Origin of the sequence: Streptomyces sp. NPDC058864, from assembly GCF_042742985.1 — a bacterium.
Classification (GTDB): Bacteria; Actinomycetota; Actinomycetes; order Streptomycetales; family Streptomycetaceae; genus Actinacidiphila.
The window spans coordinates 155,676-174,216 of record NZ_JBHYMQ010000011.1 but is presented as its reverse complement, the minus strand read 5'-3'; the positions used below and the strand labels follow the sequence as shown (position 1 = coordinate 174,216).

The 18,541-nt window shown below is 72.7% G+C and carries 18 protein-coding genes and 1 pseudogene; 9 read left to right on the top strand and 10 right to left on the bottom strand.

Annotation, left to right across the window (positions count from 1 at the left end; translation table 11 throughout):
• The first annotated feature begins 101 nt into the window (after window positions 1-101).
• Both ACFW3D_RS11840 and ACFW3D_RS11835 read left to right on the top strand, forming a co-directional pair.
• Entirely contained in the window at window positions 102-494 is a 393-nt protein-coding gene (locus ACFW3D_RS11840) for a DUF5959 family protein (RefSeq protein WP_500503922.1), read from the top strand.
• A gap of 189 nt (window positions 495-683) precedes the next feature.
• Entirely contained in the window at window positions 684-1,592 is a 909-nt protein-coding gene (locus tag ACFW3D_RS11835; RefSeq protein WP_500503921.1) for a GNAT family N-acetyltransferase, read from the top strand.
• A 70-nt stretch (window positions 1,593-1,662) separates the two neighbouring features.
• On the opposite strand, the gene ACFW3D_RS11830 is transcribed toward ACFW3D_RS11835, so the two are convergent.
• Window positions 1,663-2,625 carry an SDR family NAD(P)-dependent oxidoreductase gene (locus ACFW3D_RS11830; RefSeq protein WP_500503920.1) on the bottom strand — a complete coding sequence of 321 codons (963 nt, stop codon included), beginning with the start codon at window positions 2,623-2,625 and terminating at the stop codon, window positions 1,663-1,665.
• Window positions 2,626-2,822: 197 nt separating this feature from the next.
• Between ACFW3D_RS11830 and ACFW3D_RS11825 the strand changes: the two genes are divergently transcribed.
• A complete protein-coding gene (locus ACFW3D_RS11825; protein ID WP_500503919.1) occupies window positions 2,823-3,398 on the top strand; it encodes a TetR/AcrR family transcriptional regulator in 576 nt (191 codons plus the stop codon).
• A gap of 33 nt (window positions 3,399-3,431) precedes the next feature.
• On the opposite strand, the gene ACFW3D_RS11820 is transcribed toward ACFW3D_RS11825, so the two are convergent.
• The 3 genes from ACFW3D_RS11820 to ACFW3D_RS11810 form a co-directional block, all read right to left on the bottom strand.
• On the bottom strand, window positions 3,432-3,824 hold the full coding sequence (locus ACFW3D_RS11820) for a hypothetical protein (protein ID WP_500503918.1): 393 nt from the start codon (window positions 3,822-3,824) through the stop codon (window positions 3,432-3,434).
• Between the two features lie 187 nt (window positions 3,825-4,011).
• The gene (locus ACFW3D_RS11815; protein WP_500503917.1) at window positions 4,012-4,731 is read right to left on the bottom strand and encodes an FAD binding domain-containing protein; all 720 of its coding nucleotides are present in this window, start codon (window positions 4,729-4,731) and stop codon (window positions 4,012-4,014) included.
• A gap of 193 nt (window positions 4,732-4,924) precedes the next feature.
• Window positions 4,925-5,746 carry a siderophore-interacting protein gene (locus ACFW3D_RS11810; RefSeq protein WP_500503916.1) on the bottom strand — a complete coding sequence of 274 codons (822 nt, stop codon included), beginning with the start codon at window positions 5,744-5,746 and terminating at the stop codon, window positions 4,925-4,927.
• A gap of 78 nt (window positions 5,747-5,824) precedes the next feature.
• Between ACFW3D_RS11810 and ACFW3D_RS11805 the strand changes: the two genes are divergently transcribed.
• Genes ACFW3D_RS11805 through ACFW3D_RS11795 form a run of 3 tightly spaced genes read left to right on the top strand, consistent with a single transcriptional unit; the run spans window position 5,825 to window position 9,741 of the window.
• Complete coding sequence (locus ACFW3D_RS11805) at window positions 5,825-6,697, top strand: ABC transporter ATP-binding protein (RefSeq protein ID WP_500503915.1); 873 nt, start codon at window positions 5,825-5,827, stop codon at window positions 6,695-6,697.
• Window positions 6,694-7,668: an ABC transporter substrate-binding protein gene (locus ACFW3D_RS11800; RefSeq protein WP_500503914.1), complete on the top strand. Its 975-nt coding sequence runs from the start codon at window positions 6,694-6,696 to the stop codon at window positions 7,666-7,668. Before ACFW3D_RS11805 ends, ACFW3D_RS11800 begins: the two co-directional genes overlap by 4 nt.
• Before the next feature lie 6 nt (window positions 7,669-7,674).
• A complete protein-coding gene (locus ACFW3D_RS11795) occupies window positions 7,675-9,741 on the top strand; it encodes an iron ABC transporter permease (RefSeq protein ID WP_500503913.1) in 2,067 nt (688 codons plus the stop codon).
• 202 nt (window positions 9,742-9,943) lie between these two features.
• Here ACFW3D_RS11795 and ACFW3D_RS11790 read toward each other — a convergent pair whose 3' ends face one another.
• Window positions 9,944-11,287 (bottom strand): lysine N(6)-hydroxylase/L-ornithine N(5)-oxygenase family protein, encoded by a 1,344-nt coding sequence (locus ACFW3D_RS11790; protein WP_500503912.1) that lies wholly within the window; start codon window positions 11,285-11,287, stop codon window positions 9,944-9,946.
• Between the two features lie 82 nt (window positions 11,288-11,369).
• Here ACFW3D_RS11790 and ACFW3D_RS11785 point away from each other — a divergent pair, with 82 nt between their 5' ends.
• A complete protein-coding gene (locus ACFW3D_RS11785) occupies window positions 11,370-12,317 on the top strand; it encodes a methionyl-tRNA formyltransferase (protein ID WP_500503911.1) in 948 nt (315 codons plus the stop codon).
• Window positions 12,314-13,174: an acetylglutamate kinase gene (gene argB, locus ACFW3D_RS11780; protein WP_500503910.1), complete on the top strand. Its 861-nt coding sequence runs from the start codon at window positions 12,314-12,316 to the stop codon at window positions 13,172-13,174. The genes ACFW3D_RS11785 and argB overlap by 4 nt, the downstream gene beginning before the upstream one ends.
• A gap of 248 nt (window positions 13,175-13,422) precedes the next feature.
• Here the strand turns inward: argB and ACFW3D_RS11775 are convergent, their stop codons facing one another.
• Window positions 13,423-13,815 carry a tautomerase family protein gene (locus ACFW3D_RS11775; protein ID WP_500503909.1) on the bottom strand — a complete coding sequence of 131 codons (393 nt, stop codon included), beginning with the start codon at window positions 13,813-13,815 and terminating at the stop codon, window positions 13,423-13,425.
• A gap of 39 nt (window positions 13,816-13,854) precedes the next feature.
• On the bottom strand, window positions 13,855-15,054 hold the full coding sequence (locus ACFW3D_RS11770) for an RNA-guided endonuclease InsQ/TnpB family protein (protein ID WP_500503908.1): 1,200 nt from the start codon (window positions 15,052-15,054) through the stop codon (window positions 13,855-13,857).
• A 44-nt stretch (window positions 15,055-15,098) separates the two neighbouring features.
• Between ACFW3D_RS11770 and ACFW3D_RS11765 the strand changes: the two are divergent.
• Window positions 15,099-15,396, top strand: a pseudogene (locus ACFW3D_RS11765) (transposase).
• 229 nt (window positions 15,397-15,625) lie between these two features.
• Here ACFW3D_RS11765 and ACFW3D_RS11760 read toward each other — a convergent pair.
• The 3 genes from ACFW3D_RS11760 to ACFW3D_RS11750 are packed head-to-tail and all read right to left on the bottom strand — an operon-like array spanning window position 15,626 to window position 18,526.
• Window positions 15,626-16,492, bottom strand: coding sequence for an ABC transporter ATP-binding protein (locus ACFW3D_RS11760; protein ID WP_500503907.1), 867 nt, complete (start codon window positions 16,490-16,492; stop codon window positions 15,626-15,628).
• Window positions 16,493-16,496: 4 nt separating this feature from the next.
• A complete protein-coding gene (locus tag ACFW3D_RS11755; protein ID WP_500503906.1) occupies window positions 16,497-17,558 on the bottom strand; it encodes a FecCD family ABC transporter permease in 1,062 nt (353 codons plus the stop codon).
• A gap of 2 nt (window positions 17,559-17,560) precedes the next feature.
• Window positions 17,561-18,526 (bottom strand): FecCD family ABC transporter permease, encoded by a 966-nt coding sequence (locus ACFW3D_RS11750; protein ID WP_500503933.1) that lies wholly within the window; start codon window positions 18,524-18,526, stop codon window positions 17,561-17,563.
• Window positions 18,527-18,541: the final 15 nt, after the last annotated feature.

Sequence of the window (18,541 nt, the reverse complement as noted above, 5' to 3'; positions counted from 1 at the left end):
GCGCGCCCGGTCGACCCGGGCGCGGCGCCGCACGCCGACGTGGTGGCGGTCCGCCGACGGTGCTCCCGGACCGGCCGCATCGCGTGCGCGGTGATCGCGGCATGGATGACTTCCGTTTCGACGACGGGACGCAGAGCGTCAGCGTCCGGATGGAGGACGGTCCGCCGCTGGTCGTGGACGACGACCGGTACCACGGGGCGGAGATCGTGGTGGAGAGCGATTTCGTCAGCGGCCGCGTGAGGCTGGACGTCTCGCTCGACGACCCGGACGACTGGGGGCGCTGCCTCGACGCCCTCGCTTCCGGCGAGGGCGTCGAGTGGCCGCCCGGCGGGCGCAGCGCGTGGCTGGACATCGTCCCCGACGACCCGCTGGAGGTGACGGTCCACGACGACCCGTCGACCCAGGTCGCGGTACGCGTACCGATCGACGTCGCGGAGGACTGGCCGGCCGAGAACCGCCGGCGCTTCGAGCGCGTACGCCGGGCCCTCGGCTGAACCGCCGGGCGGAGGGCGGGCGTACGGGACCGTTGCCGGCGATTCGATCACGCTGTTAGGCTGCGGCCGCGTCCTCGATCGCGACAGGAGGTGGGAACCGTGAGCCGGCCAATTCTCATGTGCTCCCACCCCGTTCCGAGGGCGCCGAGGATCTGAACGGGAGCGCGTCTCTTCCCGGAAGGACCTCGTGTGACCGATCTGGTCATCCGCCCCCTCGCCGCAGGCGAGGAAGCTCTCTTCGAATCCCTGCCCGATCCCGGCCTGGTCGGCTTCGCCGCCTTCGGCGACACCTACGGCGGGATGGCGGCAGCCGGTGAGTACCGCCCCGAGTGGACCTGGGTGGCACTGCGCGACGGCGTCGTCGTCGCACGCGCCGCATGGTGGGCCGGGCCGGAGGACGACGAACCGCTCGCCCTGGACTGGTTCGACTTCACCGACGCCGGTGCGGCCGCGGAGCTGCTCCGCACCTCGCCGCTGCGCGCCGAGTACTCCCTCAAACTCCCGCCCGGCTGGCGCGACGTCGCCGCGGTCAGGGAGCAGGCCCGGGCCCGGATCGACGCGGCCGTCGCCGCGGGTCTGACCCCGCTGGTGGAGCGTTTCCGCTACCGCTGGACGCCGGACTGCGGCGTGCCCGCGCGGCCGGGCCGCCTCGAATTCCGTCCCGAGCCCGACGACGGGGCGTTCCTGGACGTGTTCCGGCGCATCCACCGGGGCAGTCTCGACGCCCATGTGCGCCGCACCGTCGCCGCATCCGGGCTCGAGGCGGCCGCCCGGGAGCAACTGGACTATCTGCGCTGGCTGCCGAGCCCGCGCGAGTGGTGGCGGCTGGCCTACGACTCCGCCGGGGACCTCGTCGGACTGAGCGTTCCCGGCCGTCACTACGGGGATCCCCTCATCGGCTACATCGGCGTCGTGCCCGAGCACCGCGGCCACGGATACGCCTACGACCTCCTCGTCGAGGCCACGCACAAGCTCGCCGACGAGGGCGTGGACCGCATCGTGGCCGGGACGGACCAGGCCAACACACCGATGGCCGCGCACTTCGCCAGGGCCGGTTACCCGATCGCGCAGGAACGCATCGACCTGATCTGGTGCTGATCCCGATTGCCGGGAAGCGGCGGCGGGACCCGGGGCGTTCGACCGGGTCCCGCGCCCCCGGGACGCGGCGTCAGTACCCGAGTTCCTTCCTCGTCTCCTCCCAGAGCCGCTCGGCGGAGGCCTCGTCGATCGCCCACGCCGCGACGCCGCTCCCGCCCGCGGTGGGTTCGGGCTGGAGCCCCGCCGGCCGGCAGTCCTCGAAGTAGCGGCCGGTCACGCCCTCGACCAGCGGGGAGGCGGCGAGGAGCACCTGGGTGGCCGCGCCCTGCTGCGGGGTCTTCCAGCCCGGAGGGACGTCCAGCCTCTCGCCCGCGTCGTTCGTGGCCCCCACGAACCGCAGTTGCTCGTCGCTGAGGTGGCGCTGCAGGTTGGTCATGATGCCGCCCGGGTGCAGCGCGTTGGCGGTGATGCCGTCGGCCGCCCAGTGCCCGGCCAGCGCGACGGTGAAGAGGATCGCGGCCGACTTCGACTGGCCGTACGCCGTCCAGGCCTCGTAGGGGCGGTGGGCGAAGTGGACGTCGTCGAAGTCGACCGGGGCCATCAGGTGCGCGGACGAGCTGACCATGACGACCCGGGCGCCACCGGCGGCGCGCAGCGCCCCGTGGAGGCCGAGCGTCAGGGCGGCGTGGCCGGTGAAGTTCACGGCGTACTGCGTCTCCCGGCCCTGCGGGGTGAGGGTGAGCTGCGGCATCGCCATGACGCCGGCGTTGTTGACCAGGATGTGCAGCGGACCGGTCCAGTCCTGCGTGAAGGCGCGGACGCCGTCGAGGTCGGCCAGGTCGACACGGGCGACGCGGAGGTCGTCGCGCCCCGTCTCCCGGCGGATGCGCTCGGCGGCCGGCGCGGCCGCGCGGGGGTCGCGTACCGCGAGGGTCACCTGCGCACCCGCCCCGGCCAGGGCGAGGGCCGTCTCCAGGCCGATGCCCGAGGCGCCGCCGGTGACGACGGCGCGCTTGCCGGAGAGGTCGACGTCGCGCACGACCTCCGCCGCGGTGGAGTGCGCCCCGAAGGGGATGTCGGTGACGAGGGACATGAGTTCCTGCTTTCAGCTTCCGGCGTGGGTGTGGGGGCACGCCGGGTGACGGTGTCGGCCGAATAAGCAACCAACCGGATGGTTTAAATGTAGGCGAGGTGGGCGATGGATGCAACCATCCGGTTGGTTTTGTGTTCGGGCGACCCTGGACGCGCACCCCGCCACCTCGCCCGACCGGGATCTCCTAGGCTGTCACCATGGCTTATGACTCCGCCGCCACGCGGGCACGCCTCATCGAGGCCGCATACGGCGAATTCGTCACGCACGGGCTCGCCGGTGCCCGTGTCGACCGGATCGCCAAGGCGGCGCCGGCCAACAAGCAGGCCATCTACGCCTATTTCGGGTCCAAGGACGAGCTCTTCGACGCGGTGCTGGAAGCCCGGCTCCGGGTGCTGGCCGACGTCGTGCCGTTCACCCCCGGCGACCTGGCCGGATACGCGGGCGCGCTCTTCGACGTCTTCACCGACGACCCGGACCTCCTCAAGCTGACCCAGTGGAAGGCCCTCGAGCGTCCCGAGGCGTCGGCCATGGAAAGGGACAACCACCTCGCCAAGGCGCAGGCGGTCGCCGATGCCCACGGCGTCGGCCTCGAGGCGGGCATGGACGCGCTGATGGTCGCGCTCTCCGCCGCGCAGGCGTGGGTCACCACGCCCGCGAGCATCCGCAATCCGGGGGACGGCGACGAGGCGGCCCGGCGGGACCGGCACCGTGAGGCGGTCGTGGCGGCCGTCGGCGCGATGACCGCGCGCCTCCTGCCGCCCGCCGCCGGCTGAACCCGTCCGCGGGCCGGCCTCACCCGCCGGCGGTCACAGTTCCGCCTCGCACGCCTCCAGCCTGGTGAGCAGGCTCGCCAGGGCGGCGTTCCACCGCGCGGTGCCCCGCTGTTCCTCGAGGAGGGCGCGCAGCGCCCGGACCTCCTCGGCGGCGAAGGACTCGTGACCGGGGTTGTACTCGAACTGCAGGAACGCGACCTGCAGCTCGAAGTACCGGGACGGGTCCGCGTCGTGGAGCCACCGGTTCAGTGCCAGCGCCGCGGCGCCTTCCGCGCGGGCGCAGCGCAGGCCGACCGACGGCTCCACGACGAACTCCACCGTGGTGACGCCGTCGGGTGTGATGAGGCACATCCGTGCCGGGTCCGCCCCGCTCCGGATCATGCCGAACGCGGCGGCGCGCCGCGGGTCTTCCGGCGTGTCATCCATCTCTTCTCTCGTCTCTTCCGATCCGGTGGGGGACGGGCGGGGCCCTGCGCCGCTGCGCGGCGCGGGCCCTCGCACACATCAACAACCGGGAACGCCGGGGCATACCCGATGTGACGGAAGAGATCTCGCGGATTCGGTGCGGACTCCGCAAGGACGCCGCCGGGACGGCGAGGGCGGACCCGCGGGCTCAGGAGCCCGGGAGCCGCCCGGCGAGTCCGGTGACCTGCCGGCGCACCACATCCCGCGCCCCGGGGTGGAGCGCGGCGAGTTCCGTCTCCTCCAGGGCGCTCAGTGCCGCTCCGGTGCCGCCGTCGAACGGTGCGGTCCCGCGGAGCACTTCGTGGCCGTCGCGGACGGCCACGCGCAGACGGCGTCCGCCGCCGTCGGCGTGCACCGCGGAGGCGACGACCAGGGGTGGGGGTCCGCCCGCGTCGCCGGGCAGCTTGTCGTAGGCGCTGACCAGCGGCTCCCGCCAGCGGATGCCGAGCAGGAGGTGCTGCTTGGCCACGGCCTCGGCCAGATCGGTCTCCTGCGTCCGGTCGGGCTCCAGCGTGATCGCGCGGGAGTCGAGGACGAGCGCGGCGGGCAGCAGGCAGCGCAGGGTGCTGCCGACGAGGTTGCCGCCGACGGTCGCCGTCCGCCGTACGGCGCCGGTCCCCACGCCGGCGGCCGCCCGCCGCAGCGCTTCCGGAACGCGGTCGTCGATCCGGTTCAGCACCACCGCGGCGCCCAGCGCCTCGCGTTCGACCGCGTTGGCCTCCGGCAGGTTGCGCAGCGACATGGCCTGCTCCGGGAACCCGTCGCGCTGCCAGGTGGCCCACACGAGCGTCGCCCCGCCGATGGGCACCGCCCCCTGGGCCATGAACCCCTGTGCTTCGGACACGGACGTGGGCAGATGCAGCAGCACGGCAGTCGACCCGCCTTCCGGGAGTGGGCGGCCGGACGGCGAGCGTGCCGGTCGCATGATCGCTTGTGCTGGGCATTCTCCCCGTACGGCCGGGAGCGCGTACAGGGCTCAGGCGCCGGCTTTGTGCGCCCTCCGTGCGCGAAGCGCCCCCGTGTGTGGGTCCTGGGCGGCGCCGCCCGTACCGGGCCGGCGGTCAGGCGTCCACGTGGCGTGCCTCGTGCCGCCAGAAGCCGGAGAAGGTGATGCGGTCCTTGGGCAGGCCGGCGCGGTGCAGGTGCCGGCGGCCCTTGGTGGCGAGGCTCTGCTCGCCGACGACGAAGGCGTAGCCGGTGGCGTCCGGCGGGGTGTGCCCGCGCAGTTCGGCGAGTGCGACGGAGCCGGGGACGGCGTGCGGGTCGTCGCGCACGACCCAGGTGACGGACATCCCCGCGGGGGCGTCGAGGTCGCGGCGGTCGTCGGGGGTGGGGACCTCCTGGATCAGCCGGCCCACGGTGTCGCGGGGGAGGGACCGCAGGATGCCCGTGGCCGCGGGCATCCCGCTCTCGTCGGCGACGACGAGGACCTCGGAGGCGTCCTCCGGGCAGTCGAACATGACGCCCTGGTCGAGGAGCGCGAGCGCGTCCCCGGGCCGGGCGCCGCAGGCCCATATCGCGGCGCGGCCCTCGAGTTCGCCGTCCGGGCCGCGGTGCACGACGAACTCGATGTCCATTTCGGCCGGTTCGGGCCGGAACGCGGCGACGGTGTAGTTCGAGTAGTGCGGGCGCTCGGCCGTGGGGATGGCGAGGTACGGCTGCCACCAGCGGGCCCCGGAGTACTCCGGCAGCCGCAGAGTGTCCTGGTGGGGGAGCTGCATGAAGAGGCGGAACCAGTGGTCGTAGCCCAGCCACGGGAAATCGGCGAGGTCCGGGCCCGTGACGGTCACGCGGTGCAGGGAGGGGGTGACCCGCTCGGTCCTGACGACCTCGGCGCGGAACATCCTGGGGTTCTGCGGCATGAGCCGCGGGGTCTTCGCCATGGAGGAAGGTTAGCCTAACTTTACCGAAGTGAGAGGGGGGCGGTTCGGGCGCCGCTTAGGTTAGGCTAACCTTCGTTCGTGAGTTCAACGGAAGAGACCAGCACGGCCCCCGGCCCGCGTGGTCACCGGCTGACGGCGTACGGCGTGACCGTGTCGTACGACGGGGTCGACGTCGTCCACGACGCGGCGATCACCCTCCGGCCCGGTGAGGTGACCGCGCTCGTGGGCCCCAACGGCAGTGGCAAGTCGACGCTCCTGCGCACCGTGGCACGCCTGCAGCGCGCCCGCCGCGCCACACTGACGATCGACGCGCACGACGGGACCACCGCCGACGGGCTCGCCCTGACGGCGCGTGAGTTCTCCCGCCGGGTGGCCCTGCTGACACAGGGTCGCCCCACGCCGGGCGGGCTGACGGTACGCGACGTCGTGGAGTTCGGCCGCTACCCCCACCGGGGCCGCTGGGGCCGCCCCGATCCGGACGGGCCGGCCGCGGTGGACCGCGCACTGGCGATGACCGGGGTCGCCGACCTCGCCGCCCGCGGCGCCGAGCACCTTTCTGGCGGACAGCTCCAGCGCGTCTGGCTCGCGAGCTGCCTCGCCCAGGAGACCGGGGTGCTCCTCCTCGACGAGCCCACCACCTATCTCGACCTGCGCTACCAGGTCGAACTGCTGGACCTGGTCCGGGACCTGGCCGACGACCACGGCATCGCCGTCGGCGTCGTCCTGCACGACCTGGACCAGGCGGCCGCCGTGGCCGACCGGATCGCCCTGCTGCGGGCGGGCCGGATCGTCGCCGACGGCCGTCCTGAGGACGTGCTGACACCGCAACGCCTCACCGACGCCTACGGGATACGGGTCGACGTCGACACCGATCCCCTGACCGGCCTGCTGCGCACCCGCGCCGTCGGCCGCCACCACGCACGCAACGAAAGGCCCGTCACCACCCCATGAGTCGCTCCATCGTCATCACCGCCGCCGCCGCTGCCGCCGCACTCGCCCTCACCGGCTGCGGCACCACCGAACAGGCCGTGGACGGGCCCGCCAAGGACACCAAGGGCATCACGCTCACCGACGCGAGCGGAGCGAAGGTCACCCTCGACGGACCGGCGAAGAAGGTCGTCGGAACGGAGTGGAACGTCGTCGAGTCCCTCGTGACGCTCGGGGTGGACCCGGTCGGCGTCGCCGACGTCAAGGGCTACGGCACCTGGGACACGGCCGTCCCGCTGAGGAACCGGCCCAAGGACATCGGCACCCGAGGCGAGCCCAGCATGGACACCGTCGCCTCCCTCTCACCGGACCTGATCGTCGCCACCACCGACCTGCCGGAAGCCGCCGTGAAGCAGCTGAGGAAGATCGCCCCGGTCCTCGAGGTCCGTTCCGCCGACGCCGCCGACCCGGTCGGGCAGATGAAGGAGAACCTCGACCTCATCGCCGAGGCGACCGGCACCACCGCCGAGGCCGACGAGGCGAAGAAGGCCTTCGACGCCAAGGTCGCGGAGGGCCGCAAGGCTCTGGCCGACGCCGGCCTCGCCGGCACGCGGATCGCGTTCGCCGACGGCTACGTCGCCTCCAACCAGGTCTCCATCCGCCCCTACACCGGCGGTTCCCTCATCGGCGGCGTCAACACGGCGCTCGGCCTGCAGAACGCGTGGAAGATCGAGGGCGACAAGGACTACGGCCTGGCCGCCACCGACGTCGAGGGACTCACGGGCCTCGGCGACGCGCGGTTCGCCTACATCGGCAGCGACAGCGAGGGCAGCGACGTCTTCGCCGACGACCTCGCGAAGAACTCCGTGTGGAAGTCCCTGTCCTTCGTCAAGAAGGACGAGGTGCACCGGCTGCCCGACGGCATCTGGATGTTCGGCGGCCCGCGGTCGATGGAGTCGTACGTCGACGCCGTCGTCGGCGCCCTGACGAAGTAGCGCGCCGTGGCCGTCACCGCAACGACCCCCGCCACCCGTCCGCACGCGGCCGGCTCCCGGACGGGAGCGGCCGCGGTGACGGCCGCGCTCGTGCTCCTGGTCGCCGCCCTCGCGGTCGTCGACATCACCCAGGGCACCGCCTCCGTCGGACCCGCCGAGGTCTGGAAGGCGCTCACCGGCCGGGCCGCCCCCGGCGACGCGTCCGTCGTGATCGCCTCCCGACTGCCCCGCATGACCGCGGGCCTTCTGGTCGGCGCCGCCCTCGGGATCGCCGGGGCGGCCCTGCAGGCCGTCAGCCGCAATGTGCTCGCCGCGCCCGACACACTCGCCGTGAACGCCGGTTCGTACCTGGCCCTGGGCGTCCTCATGGTCACCGGGACGTCCCTGCCGCTGCTGGCCTCCTCCGGGGTGGCCTTCGCCGGCGGACTCGCGGCCGCGGCAGTCGTCCTGTCGCTTTCCGGGCTGGGCGCCGGGACCGTGCGCCTCGTCCTGGCCGGCAGCGCCCTCACCCTCGGTCTGACCTCCGTCACCGAGGGGCTGATCCTGCTCTTCCCGCAGCAGACCAACGGGCTCTACCAGTGGAGCCAGGGCAGCATCAGCCAGAACGGCTTCGACGGCGTGGTGCAGATGACCCCCGTCGCGGTGGTGGGCGTCGCCGGACTGCTGCTGGTGGCCCGCCGGGTCGACGCGCTCGCCCTCGGCGACGACGCCGCCCGCGGCCTCGGCGTGCCCGTCCGGGGCACCCGGATCACCGTCGTGGTGTCCGCTTCGCTGCTGTCCGCCGCGGCGGTGACCCTCGCAGGACCCATCGGCTTCGTCGGCCTGTGCGCGCCGGCCCTCGTACGGCCGGCGGCCCGGCGCTTCCGGTCGCTGGTGCGCACCCGCTCCGGACTGCCCGTCATGGGCCTGACCGGTGCGGGCCTGGTGCTCGGCGCGGACGTCCTGCTGCGCGCGGTGGTACCGGCACGGACCGCCGTCGCGGTGCCCACCGGCGTCGTGACGAGCCTGGTCGGCGCGGTCTTCCTGGTCGTGATGGCACTGCGGACGCGGGACTCCGGGGGAGTGGGCGCGCCGGACCGGATGCGCATCCCCGGCCGCGTCACGTTCCTGGTGACCGTGGCCCTCCTGGTCGCCGTGCTGGTCGGGCTGACCGTCGCCGGAGTCCTGCTGGGCGACACCAAGCTTCTCCTGGGCGACGTCGTCAACTGGGCGCAGGGCAGGGCCGGTCAGGCGGTCTCCTTCGTACTCGACACGCGCGTGCCGCGGGTGCTCGCGGCGCTCCTGGCGGGGGCGGCGCTCGCCCTGTCGGGGACCCTGGTGCAGGCCGTCACCCGCAACCCGCTCGCGGAGCCCGGCATCCTGGGCGTCTCGGGCGGCGCCGCGCTCGGCGCGGTGCTGTTCGTCACGACGGTCCCGGTCGCCGGGGCGTGGAGCGTGGCGGGGGCCGCGTTCGCGGGCGCGGCGGTCACCGCCGTCCTCGTCTTCGGGCTGGCGGCGCGGGGCGGCTTCCGGCAGACCCGGCTGGTCCTCGTCGGCGTCGGCGTGTCCGCGGCCGCGACGGCCCTGATCAGCCTGCTGATCGTGCTCACCGACCCGTTCAACGCGACCAAGGCGCTGACCTGGCTCTCCGGTTCCACCTACGGACGGACCGTGCCCGACACGCTGCCCGTGGCGACCGCCCTCGTACTGGGTCTCGCCGTCGCGGTCGCGCGACGCACCGAACTCGACCTGCTGTCGGTCGACGACGACACCCCCGCCCTGCTCGGGCTCCGCCGCGGCCCGGCCCGGCTCGGCTTCCTCGTGACGAGCGTGCTGCTCACCGCGACGGCCGTGGCCGCCGCGGGCACCATCGGCTTCGTCGGACTGGTCGCCCCGCACGCCGCCCGGGCCCTCGTGGGCCGCCGCCACGTCCGGGTCGTACCGGTCGCGGTGCTCCTGGGCGCCTCGCTGGTCTGCGCCGCCGACCTGCTCGGACGCACCGTCATCGCGCCCGCCCAGCTCGGCGCGGGCCTGATGACCGCCGTCATCGGCACGCCGTACTTCCTGCACCTGCTGCTGCGCACCCGGCGGTAGCGGCGAGGGGCGCGAACAGTGGGTGGTTGCTGGCGCCCTGCCGGTGGTTCGGCTGTCGCGCCGTCTCGCGCCCGTAGGGCGCGAGAGGAACCCGCACACACTCACCGGCCCGACCCGGTCTCGGGTCCGGCGTCGGTCTGGCGCCGGGAGCGGCGCCGAGGACCTGGGGGCCGCCGGACGACCGGCGGCCCCCAGAGGCGTCTCAGGCGCGGGCCGCGGCCGTCGCGGCCGGCTCGCCCTGACGGGCGGCGAGCGAGGCGACGATCTCGCCGGCCCGGATGGCGGTGGTGGACAGCAGGGTGGAGGTCAGCCCGTGCGTGTGCTCGGTGCCGCCCTGCACGTAGATGCCCGCCCGCACTTCGGGGGCGACCTCGACGCGGTGGTCGCGGCCTACGCGGAGGGCGTCGCCGTCGTCGCGCAGGCAGATCTTGGCGGACTCCCCGAGGAGGGTGCCGACGTCCTGCGAGCGGTAGCCGGTGGCGTGCACGAGGACGTCCGCCTCCAGGACGTGCCGCTCGCCGGTCGGCAGGAACTCCACCGTCACGTCGAGGCCGTTCTCCGCGGCGCTCACGTCGCGGATGCGGGAGACGTTGAGGAAGCGCAGCCGTTCCCGGCCCTGCACCTTCTCGCGGTAGGAGGTGGCGTACAGGGCCTCGATGAGGTCCATGTCGACCACCGAGTAGTTGGTGCTGCGGTGGTAGTCGAACAGGGACTGCTTCACCTCGGACGGGGAGCCGAAGTAGAGGTCCACCGCTTCCGGGTCGAAGATCCGGTTGGCGAAGGGGCTGTCGTCGGCGGGCGTGTAGCCGTACTTGGCGAACACCGCGCAGATCTCCGCGTCGGGGAAGGTGCGGTGCAGGAAGTCGACCGCCTCGGCCGCGCTCTGCCCGGCGCCGAGGACGACGGCCCGGCGTACCGGGCTGCCCGTCGCCGTGAGTTCGGCGACCCTGGGCAGCAGCTGGCTGTTGTGCCACACGCGGTCGGACAGTTCGGTGCCCGGCGGCAGGTGCGGCTCGAGCCCGACGGCCACGCTGATGTTGCGGGCCCGGTGGGTGACCGTGCGCGTGGGGTCCTCGGGGTCACGGCACGTCACGTCGAGGTGGTCGACCTCTCCGCCGGCGCCGCGGACCGGTGTGATCGACAACACCTCCGAGGAGTAGTCGACGACGGGGGCGACGCGGGCGGCGGCCCACTCGAAGTAGTCGTGGAACTCCACGCGGAGCGGGAAGAGCGTCTTCTGGTTCAGGAAGTCGACCAGCCGGCCCTGCTCGCGCAGGTAGCACAGGAAGCTGAAGTCACTGGTCGGATTGCGCATGGTGACCAGGTCCTTCAGGAACGACACCTGCATCGTCGCGTCGTCGATGAGCATGCCGCGGTGCCATCCGAAACGTGGTTGCCGTTCCAGGAAGCGGGCGTTGATCCGCCGGGAGTCCGGGACTTGTGCGTTGTGCTCCTCGATGGCTATCGCCAGAGCCAGATTTGACGGCCCGAACCCGATTCCCAGGATGTCGTGGATGGTGTCCGGCTCATTGAGCGGTGCTGTCACCGTTGCATCGCCTCCCTATGCGCGCCACATACTAGATAAGGTAAGCCTAACCTTGCAATAATCACTGAAGGAGAGGCCGCCCATGCGGGTCGTCATGTTCGGTTATCAGACCTGGGGACACCGGACGCTGCAGGCCCTGCTGGAGTCGGATCACGAGGTCGTCCTCGTCGTGACCCACCCCAGGAGCGAGCACGTCTACGAGAAGATCTGGGACGACTCGGTGGCGGAACTCGCCGAGAAGCACGGCGTTCCCGTGCTGCTGCGCAACCGTCCGGACGACGCCGAACTGCTGGAGACGATCAGGGCCGCGGCACCCGACATCATCGTCGCCAACAACTGGCGCACCTGGCTGCCGCCGCAGATCTTCGACCTTCCGCCGCACGGCACCCTCAACGTGCACGACTCCCTGCTCCCCGCCTACGCGGGCTTCTCCCCGATCATCTGGGCGCTCATCAACGGCGAGGAGCGGGTCGGCGTCACCGCCCACCGCATGGACGGCGAACTGGACGCGGGCGACATCCTGCTGCAGCGCTCGGTGCCCGTCGGCCCGCAGGACACCGCCACCGACCTCTTCCACCGCACCTGCGACCTGATCGCCCCCCTCGTCCGCGAGTCGCTGGACCTGATCGCCTCCGGCCGCGCCGAGTGGACGCCCCAGGACCGCTCGCGCGCGAGCTTCTTCCACAAGCGCTCCGTCGAGGACAGCCGCATCGACTGGAACTGGCCCGCCGAGGACCTGGAACGGCTGGTGCGGGCGCAGTCCGACCCCTACCCCAACGCCTTCACCCACCACCGCGGCGAGCGCATCAGGATCGTCTCCGCCGCAGTCTCGCAGGCCCGCTACGGCGGCACGCCCGGCCGCATCTTCATCCGCGAGGGCGACGGCGTCGTCATCGTCGCCGGCGCGGACGCGCGCGGCGGCCACCGCAAGGGGCTGCTGGTGCGCACGATCCGCACGGACGACGGCACCGAGTACGCGGCCGCCGACTGGTTCCGCACCATGGGCGGCTACCTGACGTCCCGTCCGTGACGACGGCACTGGCCGGCCCCGGGCCGCTTCCCGCCCTGCGCGCGCTCGGGGGCCGTACCGTCGTCGTGAAGGTGGGCGGCAACGCCATGGGCGACGGGTCGTTGCTGCGCACCTTCGCGCAGGACGTCGTCCGCATCCGCGAGGCCGGGGTGCGGGTCGCGGTGGTGCACGGCGGCGGCCCGCAGATCAGCGCCCAGCTCGACCTGGTGGGCATCGAGGCCCGCTTCGTCGGCGGGCTGCGGGTCACCACCCCCGAGGTCCTGGACGTCGCGCGGATGGTGCTGGCCGGCAAGGTCCAGCGGGACCTCGTCGGGCTGCTCAACGAGCACGGCCCGTACGCGGTGGGGCTCACCGGCGAGGACGCGCACACGCTGACAGCGGTGCGCCGTTACGCCGAGGTCGACGGCGAGATCGTCGACATCGGGCTCGTCGGCGAGGTGACGGAGGTCAACACGGCGGCCGTGGACGTGCTGCTGGACCACGGCCACATCCCCGTCGTCTCCTCGCTCGGCCGGGGCACGGACGGCCAGATCTACAACGTCAACGCGGACGCGGCGGCCGGGGCCCTGGCCGCCGCGCTCGACGCCGAGGCGCTGGTCGTCCTCACCGACGTGCCCGGGCTGTACGCCGACTGGCCGCGCCGCGAACGGGTCCTGGACCGGCTCACCGCCGCCGAACTGGAGGCGATGCTCCCGGCGCTCGGCGGCGGCATGGTGCCCAAGATGGAGAGCTGCCTGCGGGCGGTACGGGCGGGAGTCCGCACGGCCCGCGTGCTGGACGGCCGCGCCCCGCACGCGCTGCTCCGCGCGCTGACAGCGGGGCCGGGCGGGGCCGGCACGACCGTCCTGCCGGGGTAGGCGTCGTCACGTGGGCCCCTCGGCCGGCGCCGGCGAAAGCCCCCAGGTGCGGTGCGTCGCAGGGCGGAGAGTCGAGTCGACAACTCCCCGGGCCGACGGCCGGGGAGCGCCGTGCCTGGTGGCACCTCGCAGCGCCGACTGCGGGAGTGCCGCGGAGTGGGTGCACCCCCGGCCGGAGGTTGTTCGCCGGGGGTGGCCCGCCCGCAGTGGCGCGTGCCCGTCCGCCCCGGCGGACGTCCCGGAACAGGTCAGCCCGACCCTGCCGGCCAGTCGCCCTCGTCCCCCGGCTCGGGCAGGATGCGGCCTCCCTCGGCGGCGAACCGGGCGGGGCTGTCCTTGATGATCACGAGGATGCGCGACTCCGGGACGCCGGCCACCCTGCTGCCGGCGGCCGAGATCTCCATGGCCAGCTGTGTCTTCTCCGTGTCCGCGTGGCCCGCCCGGGTGGTCGCCTCGATCAGCAGGGGACGTGAGGGGGCCGCATCAGTGAAGACGCTGTCCTCGGGCAGTTCGGCGAACGTCACGTGCACGAAGGAGGTGGGCGCCCCGGTGATCGACGCGTGGAGACGCGTGATCTCCGCCGCCAACTCGGCCTTCTGCTCCGCCGAGACGGTGTTCTGCGTCGTGACCACGTGGTACACAGGCGTGACTCCTCCACCCTCGAAGGGGGTGGCTTCTCGCTATGCCGGTTGGGCTTCGCGACGGACCAGCCCGGCCCGCAAAACGTTCAGGGCGCCTACCGTGTCCGCGTGTGCGTGGTAGCCGCAGGCGACGCAGTGGAATTTCTCCCGTGTGGGGCGGTTCTGATTGGCAGTGTGCCGGCATTGGGGGCACTGCCGGGAGGTATTACGGGGGTCCACGGCCATCACTTCCCGTCCGGCGCTTTCAGCCTTGGCGTTCAGGATCGCGAGGAACACCCCCCAACCGGCATCAGCGATCGAGCGGTTGAGTCCAGCCTTGGATGCGGCCCCGTTGGGCAGGAAGCTGCCTGGCCGGTCGGGGTCGGGCTTGGGTTCAGGAGCCCGGCGCATGTTGTGGATCCTGAGGTCTTCGTGCGCGATGAAATCGTGTTCGCGTACGAGTTTGAGCGCGGTCTTGTGCGCGTGGTCCAGGCGCTGGCGGCCTGCCTTGCGGTGCAGTCGGGCGACCTTCTCCGCGACCTTGCGGCGGCGCTTGCTGCCGCGCTTGCACCGGCTGAGGGCCTGTTGTGTTGCTTTGACCCTCGCGGCCGCCTTGCGGCCATGACGTGGGTTGGGCACGAAGCGGCCGTTTGAGTCGGCGAGGAAGTTGGTGATGCCGAGGTCGATGCCGACCGTGTTGCCGGTCGGCGGCAGTGGTTCGGGCCGGGCCTGCTCGGTGGTCAGGATGACGTACCAGCGCTTGCCGTCACGCTTGACTGAGACGGTCTTGACCTTGCCGGCCACGGGACGGTGCCGATGCACCCTGACGTGCCCGATGCCCTGGAAGCGGACCCGGGTGACGGGATCGTGCGGTGTGGAGTCCCAGCGGCAGCCGTCCCCGTCCTTGGGGAAGTCCACGGTGTCGAAGTGGCCGGTACCCCGAAAGCGCGGATAGCCGGGCTTCTCCCCGGCCTTGGCGCGACGGAAGAACGCGGCGAACGCCTTGTCCAGACGCCTGAGCGTCGCCTGCTGCGAGCTGAACGACCATCGGCCCTGACGCTCCGGGTCGAACGCCCGGATCTCTTTGAGCTGGGCCGACTGGTTCCCGTACCGGATGGTGGTCTTGGACACGTGTCGGTAGGCGTCACGGCGTTCCTGCAATGCACCGTTGTAGAGCGAGCAGTGATCGCGCAGCATCTCGCCGAGCGCGATCACCTGGCCCACGGTGGGCCGCATGAGGAACTTGTACGCACGGATCATCCAGCCCACCTCCTCCGCGTCCGTTCCGCCGACCGCACTGGTGCATGTCACCACGCTGCGAACCAAACCCCGATGTCCGGCGCGGCCGTCACGTAGTCTATGACCTTCATGCGCATGTGGTATTCGTCACCATCGACGCAACGTCTTCAACGACAAGATGCTGACGCGCTGCGAAGAGATTATGCGCAACGTGTGCACTGACTTCGCACCGGACCTGATCGAGTTCAACGCGCCACCCTGCACGGCCGCTTCTGGCCCGGCTCCTACTTCGCCGGATCGTGCAGCGGCGCACCACTTCAATTGGGGAAGGACTACATCGAGAACCAGAAGCGGCCCACCTGACCGTCAGGACGAAGAGACAGGGAGTTCCGGCGCTCCGTGTGTCCGCCCAGGACCGGATTCCCTCCCCGCCTGAAGGCGGGGATACCCTCCGAAGAAGAGGGATGGACGGCTCCGATCCCCGTGCGACCCCCGTGACAACACCGTAGGCCGCCGCCGTACGCGCCGCAGGTCGGCGGATTCCGGCTCCCGGATCTCCTGCGGCCCGCCGTGGGGCGGGCCGCCCTCCCGGTCACTCGGCGGCGACGGGGACCGCCTCGTGGTGGCGGCCCATGGGGATCACCAGCGGGGTGCCGCTGACCGGGTCGGTGGTCACCTGGCAGCGCAGGTCGAAGACGTCCTCGACCGTCGCGGCCGTGATCACCTCGGCCGGCGGGCCCTCGGCGGCGATCCGTCCCGCCTTCATCGCGATGACGTGGTCGGCGTAGCGGCAGGCCTGGTTGAGGTCGTGCAGGACCATCACCACCGTGCGGCCCTCACGGCGGTTGAGGTCGGTGACGAGGTCCAGCACGTCGATCTGGTGGGCCAGGTCGAGGTAGGTGGTCGGCTCGTCCAGCAGGAGGACGGGGGTGCCCTGGGCGACGGCCATGGCGATCCAGGCCCGCTGGCGCTGGCCGCCGGACAGCTCGTCCACGGCCCGGTCGGCGAGCTCGGTCAGGCCGGTCGCCGCCAGTGCCTCGTGGACGGCCAGTTCGTCGGCCTTGGACCACTGCCGCCACCACGTCTGGTGCGGCGAACGGCCGCGGCTGACCAGGTCGATCACGGTCAGCCCCTCCGGTGCGACCGGGGTCTGCGGCAGGATGCCCAGCCGCTGGGCGAGTTCCCGGGTCGGCACCGACCGCAGGGAGCGGCCGTCGAGTTCGACGGCTCCCTGGCGGGGCGCCAGGAGCCGGGCGAGGGCGCGCAGGAGGGTGGACTTGCCGCAGGCGTTGGCGCCGACGATGGCGGTGATGCGGCCGGAGGGTATGACGAGGTCGAGGTCCTCGACGACCAGCCGGTCGTCGTACGCCAGGTGCAGCCCGCGTGCCCGCAGGTCGGGGCCGGTGGCGGTCGGGTCCGGGGCGGCGGTCGCGGCGGGGGCGGGGTCGGTGGTCGTCATCGGTTCAGCCTCCTGAGCCCGCGCGGTTGGCGCGGATGAGCAGCCAGAGCAGGACCGGCGCGCCGATGACGCCGGTGACGATCCCGACCGGCAGTTCCGTGCCGGGGATCGCTTCACGCGCGATGAGGTCGGACCCCAGGACGACCAGTGCGCCGGTCAGTCCCGAGGCGGCGAGCGGCGGCCATGCCGTGCCGGCCATCCGCTGGGCGATCTGCGGGGCGGCCAGCGCCACGAAAGCGACCGGGCCCGCCGCCGCCGTGCCGAAGGCGATCAGGCCCACGCCGATGAGCAGCAGGGCCAGCCGTACCGGCTGCACGGGAGTGCCGAGGCCGGCCGCCACGTCGTCGCCGAGCTGCAGGGTCCGCAGCCTTCGGCCCATGCCGAGGGCGACCGGTACGAGGACGGCCATGGCGATCGCGAGCTGGGTGACCTGGTCCCAGGTGCGGCCGTTGAGGTTGCCCACCAGCCAGCCCAGGGCGGCCTGCGCCTCGAACCGCTCGCCGCGCGCGACCAGGTAGTCGGTGGCGCTGGTGCACATCCAGGACACGCCGATGCCGACCAGGATGATGCGGTACCCGGTGGCGCCGCCCTTCCAGGCCAGCGCGTAGACGAGCAGTGCCGTGACCAGCGCCCCGAACAGGCCGAGGCCCTGGGTGCCCAGGCCGCCGTCCCAGCCGAGCACGATGCCCGCGACCACGGCGGTCCCCGCGCCCTCGGTCAGCCCGATCATGTCGGGGCTGGCCAGCGGGTTGCGGGTCATCGTCTGGTAGAGCGCGCCGGAGATGCCGAAGGCGATGCCGACCAGCAGTCCCACGAGCGCGCGGGGAAGCCGCAACTCCCGTACGACCAGCACCGTTCCGGGATCGCCCGCGCCGGTGAGGGCCTTGACGACGTCGGTGAACCCGATGGGGTAGTCGCCGGTGGTCACGCCCCAGCAGAAGAGCACGAACACGGCGGCGACCAGGGCGGCGCACAAGGCGACGAGCCGCGGCCGGAGCACTCCGGAGACCGGCGGGGCCGCCAGCCGGAAGGGCCGGCGGCCGCGGAGGGGGGCGAGGGCGGTCATGCTCAGACCTCCGCGAGTTTGCGCCGGCGGACCAGGGCGATGAAGAACGGGCCGCCGATGAAGGCGACGAGCACTCCCGCCTGCACCTCGGTGGGTCTGGCGACGACCCGCCCGAGGATGTCCGCGGTGAGCAGCAGGCACGGCGCGAGCGCCGCCGACAGCGGCAGCAGCCAGCGGTGGTCGGGGCCGATGCCCGCGTACTGGGCGAGCACCCGTGCGACGTGCGGCACCACCAGGCCCAGGAAGACCACCGGGCCGATCACTGCGACCGACGCGCCGGTCAGCAGCATCACCGCGACGACCCCCTGCAGGCGTACGAGGCCGAGCCGGCGCCCGAGCGAGGCCGCCACGTCGTCGCCCAGCGCCAGGCTGTTGAGCGCGGGGGCGGCGGCGAGCGCGAGCACCGCGCCGACCGCCAGGAACGGCAGGATGCTGCGGACGACGGTGCCGTCCTGGTCGGCGAGGGTGCCCGCGGACCAGAAGCGGTAGCGGTCCAGAGCGTCGGGATCGGTGAGGACGATCGCGTTGGTCAGCGAGAACAGCAGGAAGGTGACGGCGACTCCGGCCAGCGCCAGCTTGACCGGCGTCGCGCCCGAGCGGCCGGTCCGGCCGAGCAGGAAGACCAGCACGCTGGTGCCGAGGGCGCCGGCGAAGGCGAACCAGATCGTGCCGTACAGCGAGCCGAGCCCGAACAGGGCGATGGCGACGACGATCCCGAAGGACGCGCCCGCGCTGACGCCGAGGATGCCGGGGTCGGCGAGCGGGTTGCGGGTGAGGGCCTGCATGAGCGCGCCGGACAGCCCGAGGGCCGCGCCCGCGGTGACACCGAGGACGGTGCGCGGTACGCGGACGGTCCAGACGATGTTGTCGACGAGACGGCTCGGGGGATGGCCGAAAAGCGCCCGGACGACCTGGTCCGGGGGGATGTCGACGGCGCCCAGCCCGATCGACAGCACGCACAGGGCCATGAGGGCGGCGGCGAG